Origin of the sequence: Mesorhizobium sp. M7D.F.Ca.US.005.01.1.1 (assembly GCF_003952545.1) — a bacterium.
Taxonomy (GTDB): domain Bacteria; phylum Pseudomonadota; class Alphaproteobacteria; order Rhizobiales; family Rhizobiaceae; genus Mesorhizobium; species Mesorhizobium loti.
Genome location: NZ_CP034453.1, coordinates 5,256,889 through 5,271,050, shown reverse-complemented (window position 1 = coordinate 5,271,050; position 14,162 = coordinate 5,256,889). Strand labels below are relative to the sequence as shown.

Annotated in this window: 20 protein-coding genes and 1 tRNA gene; 6 read left to right on the top strand and 15 right to left on the bottom strand. The window is 62.1% G+C overall.

Features of this window, described 5'->3' with window-relative positions; all coding sequences use genetic code 11:
* Positions 1 to 108: 108 nt before the first annotated feature.
* On the bottom strand, positions 109 to 696 hold the full coding sequence (locus EJ076_RS25555) for a DUF308 domain-containing protein (RefSeq protein ID WP_126069702.1): 588 nt from the start codon (positions 694 to 696) through the stop codon (positions 109 to 111).
* A 236-nt stretch (positions 697 to 932) separates the two neighbouring features.
* Between EJ076_RS25555 and EJ076_RS25550 the strand changes: the two genes are divergently transcribed.
* On the top strand, positions 933 to 2,975 hold the full coding sequence (locus EJ076_RS25550) for an ABC transporter ATP-binding protein/permease (protein ID WP_126069701.1): 2,043 nt from the start codon (positions 933 to 935) through the stop codon (positions 2,973 to 2,975).
* A 154-nt stretch (positions 2,976 to 3,129) separates the two neighbouring features.
* On the opposite strand, the gene EJ076_RS25545 is transcribed toward EJ076_RS25550, so the two are convergent.
* From EJ076_RS25545 to EJ076_RS25525, 5 genes are all read right to left on the bottom strand, one after another.
* Positions 3,130 to 3,564: a peptidylprolyl isomerase gene (locus EJ076_RS25545; RefSeq protein ID WP_109660882.1), complete on the bottom strand. Its 435-nt coding sequence runs from the start codon at positions 3,562 to 3,564 to the stop codon at positions 3,130 to 3,132.
* Between the two features lie 158 nt (positions 3,565 to 3,722).
* Positions 3,723 to 4,724, bottom strand: a complete 1,002-nt coding sequence (locus tag EJ076_RS25540; protein ID WP_126069700.1) for an aldo/keto reductase — start codon at positions 4,722 to 4,724, stop codon at positions 3,723 to 3,725.
* A 60-nt stretch (positions 4,725 to 4,784) separates the two neighbouring features.
* Complete coding sequence (locus EJ076_RS25535; RefSeq protein WP_109660886.1) at positions 4,785 to 5,030, bottom strand: DUF982 domain-containing protein; 246 nt, start codon at positions 5,028 to 5,030, stop codon at positions 4,785 to 4,787.
* Between the two features lie 139 nt (positions 5,031 to 5,169).
* Positions 5,170 to 5,355, bottom strand: a complete 186-nt coding sequence (locus EJ076_RS35310; protein WP_164548733.1) for a hypothetical protein — start codon at positions 5,353 to 5,355, stop codon at positions 5,170 to 5,172.
* A gap of 112 nt (positions 5,356 to 5,467) precedes the next feature.
* Positions 5,468 to 6,358 (bottom strand): LysR family transcriptional regulator, encoded by an 891-nt coding sequence (locus EJ076_RS25525; RefSeq protein WP_126069699.1) that lies wholly within the window; start codon positions 6,356 to 6,358, stop codon positions 5,468 to 5,470.
* Between the two features lie 104 nt (positions 6,359 to 6,462).
* Here EJ076_RS25525 and EJ076_RS25520 point away from each other — a divergent pair, with 104 nt between their 5' ends.
* A complete protein-coding gene (locus tag EJ076_RS25520; protein WP_126071137.1) occupies positions 6,463 to 7,332 on the top strand; it encodes an NmrA/HSCARG family protein in 870 nt (289 codons plus the stop codon).
* Between the two features lie 123 nt (positions 7,333 to 7,455).
* Here EJ076_RS25520 and EJ076_RS25515 read toward each other — a convergent pair whose 3' ends face one another.
* Positions 7,456 to 7,701 (bottom strand): hypothetical protein, encoded by a 246-nt coding sequence (locus EJ076_RS25515; protein ID WP_245462877.1) that lies wholly within the window; start codon positions 7,699 to 7,701, stop codon positions 7,456 to 7,458.
* A gap of 326 nt (positions 7,702 to 8,027) precedes the next feature.
* Between EJ076_RS25515 and EJ076_RS25510 the strand changes: the two genes are divergently transcribed.
* Positions 8,028 to 8,267 (top strand): hypothetical protein, encoded by a 240-nt coding sequence (locus EJ076_RS25510; RefSeq protein WP_126069697.1) that lies wholly within the window; start codon positions 8,028 to 8,030, stop codon positions 8,265 to 8,267.
* A gap of 76 nt (positions 8,268 to 8,343) precedes the next feature.
* Here EJ076_RS25510 and EJ076_RS25505 read toward each other — a convergent pair whose 3' ends face one another.
* From EJ076_RS25505 to EJ076_RS25485, 5 genes are all read right to left on the bottom strand, one after another.
* Positions 8,344 to 8,550, bottom strand: a complete 207-nt coding sequence (locus EJ076_RS25505) for a hypothetical protein (RefSeq protein ID WP_126069696.1) — start codon at positions 8,548 to 8,550, stop codon at positions 8,344 to 8,346.
* 665 nt (positions 8,551 to 9,215) lie between these two features.
* Positions 9,216 to 9,389 carry a hypothetical protein gene (locus EJ076_RS25495; RefSeq protein WP_164548732.1) on the bottom strand — a complete coding sequence of 58 codons (174 nt, stop codon included), beginning with the start codon at positions 9,387 to 9,389 and terminating at the stop codon, positions 9,216 to 9,218.
* 47 nt (positions 9,390 to 9,436) lie between these two features.
* Positions 9,437 to 9,592 (bottom strand): hypothetical protein, encoded by a 156-nt coding sequence (locus tag EJ076_RS35305; RefSeq protein WP_164548731.1) that lies wholly within the window; start codon positions 9,590 to 9,592, stop codon positions 9,437 to 9,439.
* Between the two features lie 379 nt (positions 9,593 to 9,971).
* Positions 9,972 to 10,045 (bottom strand) — tRNA-Gln (locus EJ076_RS25490).
* Between the two features lie 83 nt (positions 10,046 to 10,128).
* Positions 10,129 to 10,422 (bottom strand): hypothetical protein, encoded by a 294-nt coding sequence (locus EJ076_RS25485; RefSeq protein WP_126069694.1) that lies wholly within the window; start codon positions 10,420 to 10,422, stop codon positions 10,129 to 10,131.
* Positions 10,423 to 10,878: 456 nt separating this feature from the next.
* On the opposite strand from EJ076_RS25485, the gene EJ076_RS25480 reads away from it, so the two are divergent.
* Positions 10,879 to 11,946, top strand: coding sequence for a PAS domain S-box protein (locus EJ076_RS25480; RefSeq protein WP_109660905.1), 1,068 nt, complete (start codon positions 10,879 to 10,881; stop codon positions 11,944 to 11,946).
* Positions 11,947 to 11,950: 4 nt separating this feature from the next.
* Here the strand turns inward: EJ076_RS25480 and EJ076_RS25475 are convergent, their stop codons facing one another.
* A complete protein-coding gene (locus tag EJ076_RS25475; RefSeq protein WP_126069693.1) occupies positions 11,951 to 12,877 on the bottom strand; it encodes an alpha/beta hydrolase in 927 nt (308 codons plus the stop codon).
* A 149-nt stretch (positions 12,878 to 13,026) separates the two neighbouring features.
* Between EJ076_RS25475 and EJ076_RS25470 the strand changes: the two genes are divergently transcribed.
* Entirely contained in the window at positions 13,027 to 13,326 is a 300-nt protein-coding gene (locus EJ076_RS25470; RefSeq protein WP_126069692.1) for a hypothetical protein, read from the top strand.
* A 90-nt stretch (positions 13,327 to 13,416) separates the two neighbouring features.
* A complete protein-coding gene (locus EJ076_RS36075; RefSeq protein WP_274533679.1) occupies positions 13,417 to 13,551 on the top strand; it encodes a hypothetical protein in 135 nt (44 codons plus the stop codon).
* A 61-nt stretch (positions 13,552 to 13,612) separates the two neighbouring features.
* Here EJ076_RS36075 and EJ076_RS25465 read toward each other — a convergent pair whose 3' ends face one another.
* Both EJ076_RS25465 and EJ076_RS25460 read right to left on the bottom strand, forming a co-directional pair.
* Positions 13,613 to 13,858: a DUF982 domain-containing protein gene (locus EJ076_RS25465; protein WP_126069691.1), complete on the bottom strand. Its 246-nt coding sequence runs from the start codon at positions 13,856 to 13,858 to the stop codon at positions 13,613 to 13,615.
* Positions 13,859 to 13,871: 13 nt separating this feature from the next.
* Positions 13,872 to 14,108, bottom strand: a complete 237-nt coding sequence (locus EJ076_RS25460) for a DUF982 domain-containing protein (protein WP_126069690.1) — start codon at positions 14,106 to 14,108, stop codon at positions 13,872 to 13,874.
* Positions 14,109 to 14,162 lie beyond the last annotated feature (54 nt).

Below are 14,162 nucleotides of genomic sequence, written 5' to 3'. Positions count from 1 at the left end.
GAACAGGAGCGCGGCTTGACCGCCAATCTCTTTTGAAGGGAGATGCGCCGTCCTCCAGGAAGGGCAGCGCACCACTCGTTAGCAGATCAACAGTTCTTCAAGACGCATCTAGCTGGCGATCCGCGGTGACTTCCGAAGGATATCGGTGACCGTCAGCCACGCTGCCGACACCAGGAAGTAGAAAGCACCGAACGCAGCGTAGGGCGCGACATTCGTGATGCCGATATCTTCAACGCCGCCGGCCATCTTCACAAAAAAGATGCCGGCCAGTGCCGATTGAGCGCCGCTCAAGATCATCGCCCACTGCGCGCCGGTGGTCTTCCAGCGCCGCAGTGCGGTAATCAGTTGAAACAGGCCAGATAGAGCAGCCCAGACACCGTAGACCGCGAGCACTGCGTTCATGCTGTTGGTTAGCGCGACAGCGACCGCCAAGGTGGCAAGCACGCTGACGACAAAATTCAGCAGCTGCGACTTATTGCGGTTCAATCCGCCGGTGCGCTGGGCATCGACGACATTCGCAAGGGCGTCCCAGGCAGGATACGCCACCAGCATGATCGCGGCCAACGGCGGCATGGTCTTAGCGAGGGTAAAGGCCAGTGCGACCCATGCCGCGGAAACGCCGAACCGGACAAAATAATAGCTTTTGAGCCATGTGTTGGAAGCTTGGGCGAGGGTGGCGGTGTTTCGAACAGGCATACCGATTTTCCAATGTTGGTTGATAGCAATCTACCTACTAGAAGGTAGACAAGCTTTGGTCAACCGATTTCACCGCTCATCGAGTAAGTTTGGCTGCGTGCGAGGGCGGGCCGTTGCCAGAGGCCGCGGGGGGCCCTGGGCGAAACTGTGCTGCACCGCAGCGCCAGAAGAGCGTGGCTGCCGGATCTCGATCGGACGTCATGAAACCTTTTGATTTTTAAGCCGTTATCGGCCTTATGTCCGGGGCCAAACTCAAGCCGAAATCGGTCGACGGCGCCAAGCCACGCGGGGCTGGAAAATCGCGCCCAAAAAAGGCATCGGCCGCCCAAGCCGCGCCCGAGGCCGACGGGCATGCCGCGCCCGAAGTCGACAGCCAGCCCGCGCCCGAGGTCGACGGACAGGCCGCGCCGCCACCCGATGCCGTCGAACCCGATCCAGAACTGACGCCTGAGGAGGCGGAGCAGGCGCGCAAGCGATATTTGCTGCGGCGTTTCTGGATCAGCGCCCGCGGTTACTGGAGCCGGCGCGGCGACCGGCTGGCCTGGCCATTGACGATCGGGGTGCTGCTGCTGATCTGCATCAATATCGGCTTCCAGTATGGCATCAATGTCTGGAACCGCTCGATGTTCGATGCCCTCGAGCAGCGCAACGCCGGCAGCGTCTATTTCCTCAGCGCCGTATTCGTGCCGCTGGTGATCTGCAGCGGCAGCCTTGTCGTCGCGCAGGTCTACCTGCGCATGACGATCCAGCGCCGCTGGCGTTCCTGGCTGACCACCGCGGTCATCGCGCGCTGGCTGGCAAGCGGCCGCTACTACCAGCTGAACCTCGTCGGTGGCGACCACCAGAATCCCGAGGCCCGCATGACCGAGGATTTGCGCATCGCCACAGAGTCGCCGGTCGATTTCATCTCCGGTGTTCTCAACGCGTTTCTGTCGGCCTCGACCTTCATCGTCGTGCTGTGGACCATCGGTGGCGCGCTCACCCTGCCGATCGGCGGCGAGAGCATCACCATTCCCGGCTTCCTGGTCATCACCGCGGTAATCTATGCCGCCATCACCTCGACCTCGATGGTGGTCATCGGTCGCAATTTCGTCCAGCTCTCCGAGCGGAAGAACCAGGCGGAGGCCGAACTGCGCTACACGCTGACGCGCGTGCGCGAAAACGGCGAGAGCATCGCCCTGCTGGGCGGCGAGGAGGAGGAGCGCAGCGGCATCGACAGGAATTTCGGCCATGTGCTGAGGCAATGGGCGCTGCTGACCGGCCAGCATATGCGCACGGCGGCGGTGTCGCAGGGATCGAGCCTGTTTGCGCCGGTCGTGCCGATCCTGCTGTGTGCGCCAAAATTCCTCGAAGGCTCAATGACGCTTGGCGAGGTGATGCAGGCAGCGTCTGCCTTTGGCATCGTGCAAGGCGCTTTCGGATGGCTGGTCGACAATTACCCGCGTCTTGCTGACTGGAACGCCTCCGCGCGGCGCATAGCCTCGCTGATGATGTCGCTCGACGGGCTCGAGCGTGCCGAGCAGAGCGACGCGCTTGGGCGCATCCAGCACGGTGAAACCGATGACGGTGCGATGCTCGTCCTCGACAATCTCGCGGTGACGCTGGACGACGGCACCTCCGTGGTCAAGGAGACCGAGGTTGCGATCGAACCGGGTGAGCGGGTGCTCGTGGCGGGCGAATCCGGCTCAGGCAAGTCGACGCTGGTGCGGGCCATTGCGGGCCTGTGGCCGTGGGGCGGCGGCGGCGTCAATTTCCACGCCGGCAGGCGTCTGTTCATGCTGCCGCAACGTCCCTACATCCCCTCGGGGACCCTGCGCCGCGCGGTCGCCTATCCTGCGGCGGCGGATAAGTGGACGATCAAACAGATCAAGGCCGCCCTCGACAAGGTGGGCCTTGCGTATCTTGCCGACAGGATCAAGGAAGAAGCGCCATGGGACCAGACGCTGTCGGGCGGCGAAAAGCAACGCCTCGCCTTCGCGCGCCTGCTGCTGCACCGCCCCGACATCGTCGTGCTGGATGAAGCGACCTCGGCGCTCGACGAGAAGAGCCAGGACAAGATGATGGAGACTATGATCCGCGAATTGCCTGACGTCACCATCATAAGCGTGGCGCATCGCGCCGAGCTGGAGGCCTTCCACAGTCGCAAGATCACATTGGAGCGTCGCGCGGGCGGGGCAAAGCTCGTCAGCGATGTCGACCTGGGACAGCGCAAGGGCAGGCGCAACCTGCTCCGGCGCGCGCTGTGGGGCTCCGGCACGCGCAACAAAAGGCAAGCGTGAGCTTCAACAGAGCGGACCTCGGACGTAGTCACGCCGGCCGATAAATCTACGCCACCGAGCCGCCCCAAGCGGGGAAGCAGGGCGCGCCGCCGAAACCTTCGGCGGAGCGCGTCACCCGAAATCATAGCCACCGCGGCCTTGGCCGCATGGACAGCTACGCCGCCTTTACGATCTCGACCAGTTCAACGTCGAACACCAGATCCTGCCCGGCCAGTGGATGGTTACCGTCGAGCTTGACTCTGGCGTCGTCCACTTCGACGACTGTTACCGGCATGGGTTGCCCGTCGCGGGTTCTGACCTGCAATCGAGTGCCGATATCGACGTTGATGTTGTCTGGCACCTTGGCGCGGTCGATGGTCACGACCGCTTCGGGGCGGTGGGGGCCATAGGCGGCGTCGGCGGGAACGGTGACGGTGCTTCTCGCACCCACCTCCATGCCCTCGACATGGGTTTCAAGACCGGAGATCACCTGTCCTTCACCCAGCGTGAATTGCAGCGGTTCGCTGCCGGAGGCATCGAATTGAGTGCCGTCGACTAGGCGTCCATTGTAGTTGATGCGCACGGTGTCGCCATTCTTGGCCTGTGTCATAGCAGTCATCCTTTCGGAAGTTTTTGAGGGGGCCGGCTGAGGTTCACGGTCCCGTTCTCGATCATCCACGCACTCAGGTGCACGGCGCGAAACCCTAAAACTAGGTGCCTGGCCGCCGATGTAAACCCAAAATGCCGATTGATTATCCAGAGCGCCTCTTACCGATCGACCATGGCCATGGCGCGCTCGGTGTAGCGCGGGCCGGAGATCTTTCCCGGCGCGAGCGCCTCGTCGAGCGCGGCCATCTCAGTGGCGTCGAGCATCAGCGATGCGGCGGCTACGTTCTCCTCCAGATATCTGATCCGCTTGGTGCCTGGGATCGGCACGATGTCGAGGCCGAAGCCGTTGCCCTTCGCCAGCAGCCAGGCCAGTGCTATCTGTCCGGGCTTGACGCGGCGGGCCGTCGCAATGTCGCGCACCTTGGCCGCCGCCTCGACATTGGCGTCGTAGTTCTCGCCCTGGTAGCGCGGGTCGTTGCGGCGGTAATCGCCTTCGGAATAGTCCTCCGCACGTTTGACCTCGCCGGTGAGAAAACCACGGCCGAGCGGTGAGAACGGCACCAGGCCGATGCCGAGTTGTCTAAGCAGCGGGATGATCTCCGGCTCCAGATTGCGCTCCCACAGGGAATACTCGCTCTGCACCGCCGACACCGGATACACCGCATGCGCCCGGCGGATGTTGGCCGCACCCGCCTCCGACAGGCCGAAGAAGCGCACCTTGCCTTGCTCGATCAGTTGGCCGACGGCGCCCGCGACATCCTCCATCGGCACCGCCGGATCGACGCGGTGCTGGTAGAGCAGATCGATATGGTCGGTGGCGAGCCGGACGAGCGAGGCTTCCACGGCCTCGCGAATGTGCTCGGGCCGGCTATCGGTTCCGACCTGCTTGCCGTTTTCGATGCGGAAGCCGAATTTGGTGGCGATGGTCACCTGGTCGCGCTTGCCCTTCAACGCCCGGCCGAGCAGGGCTTCGTTGATGTAGGGGCCATAGACCTCGGCGGTGTCGAGGAAAGTGCAGCCAAGCTCGATGGCGCGGTGCAGCGTGGCGATGGATTCGGCCTCGTCGGCCGGGCCGTAGGACTGGCTCATGCCCATGCAGCCGAGGCCGATGGCCGAGACCCGCAGCCCCTGGCTGCCGAGCTTGCGTGTTTTCAGAGTCATCGGGGCGCTCTCCGGCGAGGTTGCAGAAACTATGGCGTTGGCTGATTTTGTCGACACGCCTTACTCGACAAGGATGTGGGCTTCACGCGCGGCTTCGACAAGCGCCTCCCTGGCGATCTCGGCGGCAACATCGCCGCTCGTCGCCCGGCGGCAGGCGCGCAATGCCGATTGATGTTTTGGACTGCCGGCGTCACGCCAGTGTGTCGTGAGCAATTCAATGGCTTGCTGCGTGTTGGACAGATGGCGGATGGAACCGGTGACACCGACAGACACCGCCACGGGTTTGGAAAACCATGCAGTTTGCATTGGAACCTCGACTGGCTGAAGCGATAAACGCTTTGGGCAGTCCAAGGTTTCGTCACTCTGGCGTGAAAGTTCCGAAGCAGGCGTTTCAACGAACCATCCACATCGAGAGACGCCCGGTCTGTTCGCCTTTCGGCGTCACTCACATGTTCGAGGCGACGTCGCGGGTGGGCGGTGGTTTGGGCTTGTGGGCAGCACGCTGCCTTGTCGTTTGTTCGGCGAGGCGGGGTGCGGCCTTGACCGTGTTCACGGTATTGGGCGATTGCGCCTTGCGGCGCTTGAGCCAGCTGGATGACAATTCGGCAAGGAGACTGCGCAGGTCTTTCACGACGTCCTCCTCTTGTAAGGCGACAGGATAATTTCCGTCAGTCCAACTTGTTCCGCCGGAAAAAATCGTCCCGACCAAACAGAAGATTCTTGCCGTCGAAAGCGGCCCAGCATCACCTGCCAATATAGGCGGCCAGTTCGTCCGGCGTCCCATTTGGGAAGGCCTGTTTCAGGAAGTCCAGGAAGGCCGACACGCGCGCGCTGAGCAGCCGCCGGGATGGGTAGAGCGTCCATAGAGCGATCTCGGGGCCGTCGATATCGCCCCAATTCACCAGTGTACCGTCAGCCAGGTCGTGGGCCACCAACGAAATGGGAAGCCGTCCAGCGCCGACGCCGGCTCGCACCGCATCCCGGACCATGATGAGCGTTGACAAAACGAGGACGGGCTCGATTGTAATTGTTGACCGGCCACCCGGTGTCTTCACGTGCCATGTTTGCGGTTCGCCTGCCCCTCGCGCAACGCCAGGGGCGGCGCGCTGACCGGTCGTGCGAGGAAGGTCGGGGCTCGCCACGACAATCAGACGGTCGCGGAGAAACGCCCGTCCGACCAGGCTTTCGTCGGGATCTGGATTGACCCGGATTACCAGATCGTAGCCTTCCTCGATCATGTCGACAGCCCGGTCCTCAGTCGTCACTTCAAGCCTCACCTCCGGATATTTGAGGGCAAACCCCGCGGCGATCCTCCCCATAGCGGTCTGCGAGAAATGGAGAGGTGCGCTGATCCGCAGTCTGCCCTTGGGTCTCTGACCGCCCGAGGCAATCGCCGAAGCCGTCTCGTCCAGTTCGGCAAGCAATGCCCCCGTCCGCTCGAAGAGCGCCCGTCCTTCTTCGGTCAGCTTCAGGTTACGCGCACCCCGTTCAAACAGGCGCAGATCGAGACTGCTTTCCAAGTCTCCAACGCGCCGGGACAGCGTTGCCTTGGGCCGGCCGGTGGCCCTTGCCGCTTTGCCGAAGCCACCATGGCGGGCAACGAGATTAAAATCGGCCAGCGCAAGAAGATCCATGAGTGTTCCACCAGTGGGACGGTGCGTCCAAAATCTCTGTCTGTTGGACTGTTTGTGAGCCGCACATATTGGGCGTGTCAAGCAACCCAACAGGAGAAATTCCCATGACCATTCTCGTTACCGGCGCCACCGGCAATATTGGCCGCCAGGTCGTCGAACACCTCGTCAAGCGCGACGCCGATGTCCGTGCTCTCGTCCGCGATCCGTCGAAAGCCGGCTTCCCGGCAGGCGTGTCCGTCGTGAAAGGCGACTTTCTCGATGTCGATTCGCTGCGCAAAGCCATGTCTGGGGTTTCCACGCTGTTCCTCTTGAACGCCGTGGTTCCAGACGAATTCACCCAGGCTTTGGTCGCGCTGAACGTTGCCCGATCGGCCGGCATCGAGCGGATCGTCTATCTCTCGGTGATCCACGCCGACGTCTATGTGAACGTGCCGCATTTCGCGGGCAAGTTCGGCGTCGAGCGAATGATCGAGCAGATGGGCTTCAAGGCTACGATCTTGCGCCCGGCCTACTTCATCCAGAACGATCTGATGGTCGAAGACATCATCACCGGCTACGGCACCTACCCAATGCCGATCGGCGCCAAGGGTCTTGCGATGATCGACGCCCGTGATATCGCCGAGATCGCCGCCCTTGAGCTGCTGCGCCGCGAACAGTCCGCAGAGCCGCTTGCGCTCGACCGGATCAACCTCGTCGGTCCGCAGACACTGACCGGGACGGACATCGCCGCCATCTGGTCAGACGTGCTCGCTCGCCCGATCAACTACGGCGGCGACAATACGGAGGGCTTTGAGCAAAATCTGAAGCAGTTCCTGCCTGCCTGGATGGCGTACGACATGCGCCTGATGGGCGAGCGGTTCTTGACCGACGGGATGCTGCCTGAGGCCGGCGACGTCGAGCGACTGACGGCGCTTTTGGGCCGCCCACTGCGCCCATATCGCGACTTCGCCTCGCAAATCGCGGCCTCCGCCTGAGCAGCTATCTGACTACTAGGACTATCATCATCTCCAGAAACAACAACAGGGCGCCTCTTGAGGGGGCACCCTGCCTTGTAGTCGAACGCGGCTACGACAAAACAGGGCTTCTGCGCCCGCTCCCTACTGCAGGGAGGCCGGGTGTGGCAGATCAACCGAGGCGTTTAGACGTTCGCCATCCTCGCCAGCAAGGCCGTCCACGAACATACCGGCCATGCCGTCGAATTCAATTGCCACGCCGATGAGTTGGGCCGCCTGCAGGACCAGATATTCGATGTCTTCGAGGGCGACGTTCTCGGCCAGATTCTTGACCCTGACGTGTTCGGCCACCGCCGTGATGTTGACGATGCCGGTCTTGTTGAATGCCATCAGGACCGCTGAACTGACGTCACCGCGCAGTTGCGTCGAGTAATTGTACCGCATAGAAACCTCCCAAAGGGAACGGTTTTCTCTCCATAGTCGACCATGCGCCGGCTGCTCAGCGATGGCAAGTAACAATATAAATATTATCTAAATAAATCAATTAGTTAGAATAGTTACACAAATGCATGTCCAGCGCCGAATCCTCATCATGCGCGTGATGCGTCATTCACCCATCGCACGCTCTTGACGCGTTATGCGGCCTATCCTAACTATAAGTGGAGTGAGGTAGATACTAACTCAACGTATTCTTGGTCTTGAGCGAGAAAAGCGCCATGGCTGAACTGGAACGCCCCGAACGACTGCAAATCATGCTGACATCAGACGAACTGGCCGCGCTGGAAAACTGGCGCTATGACAAGCGCATGCCGAGCCGCTCGGCGGCAGTCAGGGAACTGCTGCGGCGCGGTTTGGCCTCGGATGGGTTCCTGACGGCGGAGCAGGGGGTGAAGTCGCAGGATTTTGGCATCTTGCCTACGGACGGCAACGGGATTGCCGACACCGGCAAGGAATAGGCGCGGCCGCCGGTCTGCTGGACGCGACCGGCGGGCAGGCGCCGGCTGGTGTGCCGGAGCCTGCCTGCTCCAGGCTCTACAGAATGTTGGTCGTCACTTCGACGACGATCGCGGCACCTTCCAGCGTGCCGTTGGTCACATGCACGACACGCGATACCCGCAGATCCTGCGCATTTCCGTTGATCGACAGGGAAACGCTTTCGCCGATCCGGGGAACCGCCTGGAAAACGGCATCGGTGGCTTCCGGCCGGTTGTCGATGGATATGCGGCAGTTGACGGTCATGAGATGTCTCCTGGTCTGGCGGGTGCCCCGCCCATCAACGCAGGGTCCGCGAAATGGTTTCAGGAGCGCCAGATGCAACTTAATGGCGCCCGAATTCGTAGAGCAGTAATTGCTCCATTGTTCATCGTAGCGGAGCAGCAGGCTCGCCGGGGAGGCGTTGGGGCTGCCCCGGCGAGCTTGACCTCATTGCCATAGGCGTTGCGCCACCAAGACCAGCGTCAGCGTTGATGATGGCCAAGCTTCAATCATTTTGCCGCCCGCGGCACGAGATAGCTCGTCGCAGCGCCGTTCCCAATGCCTCGCGTGACCACGACCGTGGTGTAGTCTGCCGGAAGTGAAGCAGTGACGGTGGGATCAATTGACCGGCACCTTCCGACGATTTCGCCGTTGGGCGAGCTTGCCAACCTGTCGGCCAAAGACGCTTGGCATCGATCGAGGGATGCGTACAGTGTCGGCGCCATATCGACGGGCTTGCATATTGACGCCTCTCCTTGGCTGCAGGAGAGCAAAAGCATCACTGCCTGGGTTGCCGAATCCATTCTTTGAACTCCACGTCGAACGAGGCTCAACGTGGAAATGCGACCTTGGTTTCGCTGTTGCTAGAAAACGGATTCATATTGCCTGGCGGGGTCATGGGCTCGAACCACGGCTTCTTCCCTCGAGCGTCACCGAGGTGAGAGGGGGACGAGTTTCGGCGCCCGCAATTCCCCGGCCATTTTTGCCGCCTGGAAAATTGTCAGCAAAACCAGGATTGGCTCACCTTCAGTCGGGTTGATGGTCAGGACCACACGGCCAAGCTCGTCGCTCATGCCGCAAGACCAGTCCTTGACCGCAATCATTTTTCTCCCGGACATATCCATCTCCCGGACGGGAGGCACCTCGCGGGCTACACCGTCTGGAGCTGGTCGATAGAACGTTCGCCTGACATTGCAGTCAGCCGTACGGCGGCAAATGCTGCCAAAATCATGAAAACCGCCGTGATGTTCAGGAGCATTGTCGAGGCAAAGATGCCCCCGCTCTGGTCAAAACAACTCAGTTCCATGGCGCTGCACCCCTTCAAGCCGCTAACAGCTTACATGATGATCCTGCTTCAAGGGAAATACAAGCATGTGCTAATAAGCATGGGTTGGAGCGGTTTCTCTGGAGGATCAGGTGAGCTTTCTTCGCCCCCGGCAAAAACTGAAAAAGGCCTACCCGAACAGCGATCGGTTCGGAGAGGACGGTCGGCGGCTCTATAGTGCCTACGCCAGCACAGATCGAAAGCAGCCGGTTAAGACCCGCAAGCGGAGACACCTGGCGCTGATCTTGGGTGGGGCGGCAGTCACTGCCATAGTGAGCGTGTTGATGTATTTGATATCGGCGGGCTAGGCCATGCGCGCCGCTTCGGCTCTCTGTGGTCGAGGCCTGCAAGCGCTTGATTTTGGTTCCCGCTCATGGGCTCGAACCACGATTCACGCCTTCAAAGGGCGCTGTCCTACCATTAGACGAAGCGGGAGAAAGCAACTGCGCCCACACCCCTAGCCGGTTCGCGCGCCGGGATCAACGCGGTGCAGCGGCAAAGGCTGCTGGCAAGCGACATCAGTTCGGGAAGTTGTTGACCGGTTCCTCGCAGCGGTAGACCGGACAGCTTCCGTCACGGGTCGGCACGTAGGCCGACATCGGTACCTCCGGCCAGTCGCATTCGTTGCCGAACTGCCTGACATAGCGGTCATAAGTGTTGGGGCCGGTGGTCAGCACCACGGCGCGATGGCCCTGGATCAGCTGCTGGAGTTGGTCGCAGCTCATCGTGCGGGTATCGGGCCGAGCGTCGGCCAGGCCGGTCGCGGCAAGCAGGATCGCTGCCGTCATCGAGGCAATTCGGCGCATCGGCATGGCGGTTTCCTCAAGCTGATGTGTCACGCGAAACTTGCATCCCGGCCGGTGGTTCCGCAACAGCCGGCTGGCCGTCTTCGGCGGCGCAACCAAATGGTCCGTCGCGCATTGCTGGGGATGGATGGCAGGAAGCCCTACGAGACCCCGCAATGGCGGCCCGGAAACGGAGATCGCGAAGCCATGTGCTGTTCCTTCTGCGGCGGCCGCGACCACCGCTATGAGGATTGCCCGCAGCGGGACCCCGCCGCCAATCCTCCCTTGGATGCTCCCGACCGTGTCATCTCCAAACCGAACTGATTGTGAGTTGGCTCCCGGGCGCTACTTCGCGCCCGCGCAATGTCGCGTGCCGATTGCAACCAAAATGCTCCGCCACGCATTGCTGGGCGTGGGCCCCAAGGGCGGTTGCGAGACCGCGAGACGCAAGGCGGTCGACGTGATATGGGGAAGGTGGGGGCAATGACGGAATTGGCAAGCAGCGGCCTGATCCATATCACCGCCGATTCTCGGCTGGCGGCGATCGTCGAGTCGTCTTTCGACGCCATCATCAGCAAGGACCTGAACAGCGTCATCACCAGTTGGAACGGGGCGGCGCAGCGCATGTTCGGCTATGCTGCCGAGGAGGCTGTCGGCCGATCCGTGCTGATGCTCATTCCCGACCATCTCAAGGATGAAGAGGCCGATATCATCGGCCGGGTTCGCAATGGCGAAGTCGTGGCCAGCTATGAGACGATCCGGCGACGCAAGGATGGCGGGATCATTGCCGTTTCGCTGACCGTCTCGCCGATCAGGAATGAATCGGGCGAGATCATCGGCGCCTCCAAGATCGCCCGCGACATCACCGCGAGCAAGGAGAGCGAGCGCCGGATCCGGCTGTTGCTGCGCGAAGTGAATCATCGCGTCAAGAACCAGTTCGCGGTGATCCTCTCGATGGTCAGGGAGACGAGCAAACGCTCGACCGATCCACGCGAGTTCGAGGCGCTGATCCGCTCCCGCATCATGGCGCTGTCGCGGTCGCACGATCTGCTGGTGAACTCGGAATGGGCCGGTGCCAGCCTTTTCGACCTCATCCAGGAGCAGCTCAAGCCGTTCGGGCACGAGGAGCAGGTATCGCTCTCCGGACCGCTTTTGACCTTGCAGCCGAACGCCGTGCAAAATCTCGGCATGGCATTTCATGAGCTCGGCACCAACTCGTCCAAATACGGCGCTCTGGCTGGTGATGTAGGGCGGCTCGAGATCACCTGGCAGATCGCCGCCGGTGTTTCGGGAAAGCGGGAAATCCATCTCGTCTGGGACGAGACGATGCCGGTGTATGAAGGGGACCGACGGGACGAAAGCACACGCAAGGGTTTTGGCACCGTCGTCCTGCAGCGGGTCGCGCCGCAATCACTGAACGGCTCGGCGGTGCTGGAGCGCAGCCCCGGCCATCTCAGCTGGTCGCTGACGGCGCCGCTGGACTCGATCATCGTCCCGCAGCTCGGCGCCGAAATCCCCGCTGCCGAGCCCGAGCCGTCCTTCGGCCCTTGAGGGCTCACCGGCGCGAAAGGATCTTCTGGGCGGCCTGGCCCGGTTCGCCGAAGAAGCCGGCCAGCGCGTCGACGGTCTGCGCCGGGTTCTCCTCGGGAAAGAAATGTCCACCTGGCATCGCCTGGCCGCGCACGTCATCGGCCCAGCCGCGCCACAGCGCCAGCGGCCCGCCTTCGCCGGCATACCATTCGGCCAATGCGCCTTGACCGCTCCACAGCGCCAGCAGCGGGCAACGGATGCGCCGGCCGGCGGCCTTGTCCGAACGGTCGTGCTCGCGGTCAAGCGTCGCCGCTGCCCGGTATTCCTCGCAGATTGCATGGATGTGCGAAGGGTCACGCAAGGCATCGACATAGGCCTGACGCACTTCGGCTGGAAACGCCGACGGTGATGAGCCCCAGCCGCTCAGCGCATTTTCGATGATCGCCTCGGCAGCGCCAGCCAGGATCGTTTCCGGCAACGGCTCGGGCTGCGCCAGCAACGACCATGGCCAATAGCCCAGCGCCAGCCTGGCGTCGGCTCGATCCCAGACATCGGCAGTGGCTATGATGTCGAGCACGGCGAGCTTTTCGATGCTGTCGGGATGATCAAGCGCCATGCGGTAGGCGACACGCGCGCCGCGATCATGGCCGGCGACCATGAAGCTGCTGAAACCGAGATTCGCCATCAGCGCCACCATGTCGTCAGACATGGCGCGCTTGGCATAGGGCGCGTGATCGGGAGTGGAGGCCGGACAGGAACTGCCGCCATAGCCGCGCAAATCGGCGCAGACGACGCTGAACCGGTCGGCCAGGACGGGCGCAATGTCGTGCCACATCAGATGCGTTTGCGGAAAGCCGTGCAGCAATAGCAACGGCGGCCCGCTGCCGGCACGCAGGCAAAATATGCCGGCATCACCGGTGTCGATTTCCGCGCTTTGAAACTCATCGAACATGGTCGCCTCCGGCATGCGCAACGGGCGGCGATCGGAATTGGTTGCAACACGGCTGGCACGCAAGCGGCCAACCTTTTTCATCGACAGGCGTTGTCCCTGTGAAGGGAAAGGTCGCCGCGGGCGGCCGTGACAGGAAGAAGGAGGCCGAGATGAGAATTCTCGCCATCGTCCCATTCAGCCTGATGCTGGCGCTGGCAATGCCGGCTGCGGCCCAGCAGGACGACAGCCAGGCGCCGCAGGCCGATAAATGCCGGGTCCGGACGGAGCAAGGCGCAAAACAGGAACAGCAGCCTGGCAGCGACAATCTGACGGAGAAGCTCAACGATTGCGGCGGTGTGCTGAAACCGCCCGCCACCGGCGACCAGGGAATGGCAGCGCCGGCGCCCGATGAAGGCAAGATGCCGGTGATCAAGCCGGGTCAGGTGCCGGCTCAGCCGCCGAAACAATAAATGCAGGCTCGCCGGTATCATCGCTCAAGCTAATGGAACCTCGGTTTCCCAGGAACGTTTCTCTCACGACTGGAATTTGGAGAGATTATTGTGAGAGATATTGCGACCACGGCCACATTGCTTGCCTCGATTGCCGTTGTGATTGCTTTGGTTCTGCTGGCGCCAAAGAGTTTTGGCTTCGAAAGCTCTAACCCGATCGTACAAGGCGAGCTTCCCGCCGAGTGATCAGACCGATTTTGCACCAAAAAGCAGGCGAGGCACCGTGCCTCGCCTGCTTCTTGGTGCCTTACCGAACCAGCACGCCGGCATGGTTGCAGAGCGCGGCGAACGCTTCCTGCGCCTCGGCGGCACCCGCCTTGCCTTCCAACGCTGCTTCGACCTGTTCGCGCGCGGCCTGATAGAACGGGCCGCGCTTGGCCTGCGGCCAGTCGATGAGTATCTCGCTGGCATCCCCGAGCGTGGTGATGTCGCGGATCGTGTCCGAACCATGCGGCTTGATCCGCATCGGCGTGGACAACATCAATTGGGCCATGTCCCGTTTCCGGCTACTGGAGGAATTTTGCTTCGCGCGCGGCGTCGATCATTGCCCGCATCGCCTTTTCCGGCGGCGTCCAGCCGTCCAGCGCGTCGCGACAGCTGCGCAGCGCCGCCCGGTATTGCCGGCCCTGGCCGGCCGGCCAGTCGCCGAGGCATTCCAGGCCTTCCCAGGCACTGCGCACGACGCGCTCACGCTCGGGGGCAAACTTCAACCTGATGGGTCGGGGAAACATCTTGTCGTTCAACGGTCGCCTCCGTGACTGATGCATGTCGCCCAAAAGTGCACAGCGGTTTTGGGG

Bases quoted from the DNA above. Each gene is read 5' to 3' on its own strand.
- EJ076_RS25555 (WP_126069702.1), bottom strand. From the start codon at position 696: ATGCCTGTTCGAAACACCGCCACCCTCGCCCAAGCTTCCAACACATGG.
- EJ076_RS25550 (WP_126069701.1), top strand. From the start codon at position 933: ATGTCCGGGGCCAAACTCAAGCCGAAATCGGTCGACGGCGCCAAGCCA.
- EJ076_RS25545 (WP_109660882.1), bottom strand. From the start codon at position 3,564: ATGACACAGGCCAAGAATGGCGACACCGTGCGCATCAACTACAATGGA.
- EJ076_RS25540 (WP_126069700.1), bottom strand. From the start codon at position 4,724: ATGACTCTGAAAACACGCAAGCTCGGCAGCCAGGGGCTGCGGGTCTCG.
- EJ076_RS25535 (WP_109660886.1), bottom strand. From the start codon at position 5,030: ATGCAAACTGCATGGTTTTCCAAACCCGTGGCGGTGTCTGTCGGTGTC.
- EJ076_RS25525 (WP_126069699.1), bottom strand. From the start codon at position 6,358: ATGGATCTTCTTGCGCTGGCCGATTTTAATCTCGTTGCCCGCCATGGT.
- EJ076_RS25520 (WP_126071137.1), top strand. From the start codon at position 6,463: ATGACCATTCTCGTTACCGGCGCCACCGGCAATATTGGCCGCCAGGTC.
- EJ076_RS25515 (WP_245462877.1), bottom strand. From the start codon at position 7,701: ATGGCATTCAACAAGACCGGCATCGTCAACATCACGGCGGTGGCCGAA.
- EJ076_RS25510 (WP_126069697.1), top strand. From the start codon at position 8,028: ATGGCTGAACTGGAACGCCCCGAACGACTGCAAATCATGCTGACATCA.
- EJ076_RS25505 (WP_126069696.1), bottom strand. From the start codon at position 8,550: ATGACCGTCAACTGCCGCATATCCATCGACAACCGGCCGGAAGCCACC.
- EJ076_RS25495 (WP_164548732.1), bottom strand. From the start codon at position 9,389: ATGATTGCGGTCAAGGACTGGTCTTGCGGCATGAGCGACGAGCTTGGC.
- EJ076_RS35305 (WP_164548731.1), bottom strand. From the start codon at position 9,592: ATGGAACTGAGTTGTTTTGACCAGAGCGGGGGCATCTTTGCCTCGACA.
- EJ076_RS25485 (WP_126069694.1), bottom strand. From the start codon at position 10,422: ATGCCGATGCGCCGAATTGCCTCGATGACGGCAGCGATCCTGCTTGCC.
- EJ076_RS25480 (WP_109660905.1), top strand. From the start codon at position 10,879: ATGACGGAATTGGCAAGCAGCGGCCTGATCCATATCACCGCCGATTCT.
- EJ076_RS25475 (WP_126069693.1), bottom strand. From the start codon at position 12,877: ATGTTCGATGAGTTTCAAAGCGCGGAAATCGACACCGGTGATGCCGGC.
- EJ076_RS25470 (WP_126069692.1), top strand. From the start codon at position 13,027: ATGAGAATTCTCGCCATCGTCCCATTCAGCCTGATGCTGGCGCTGGCA.
- EJ076_RS25465 (WP_126069691.1), bottom strand. From the start codon at position 13,858: ATGGCCCAATTGATGTTGTCCACGCCGATGCGGATCAAGCCGCATGGT.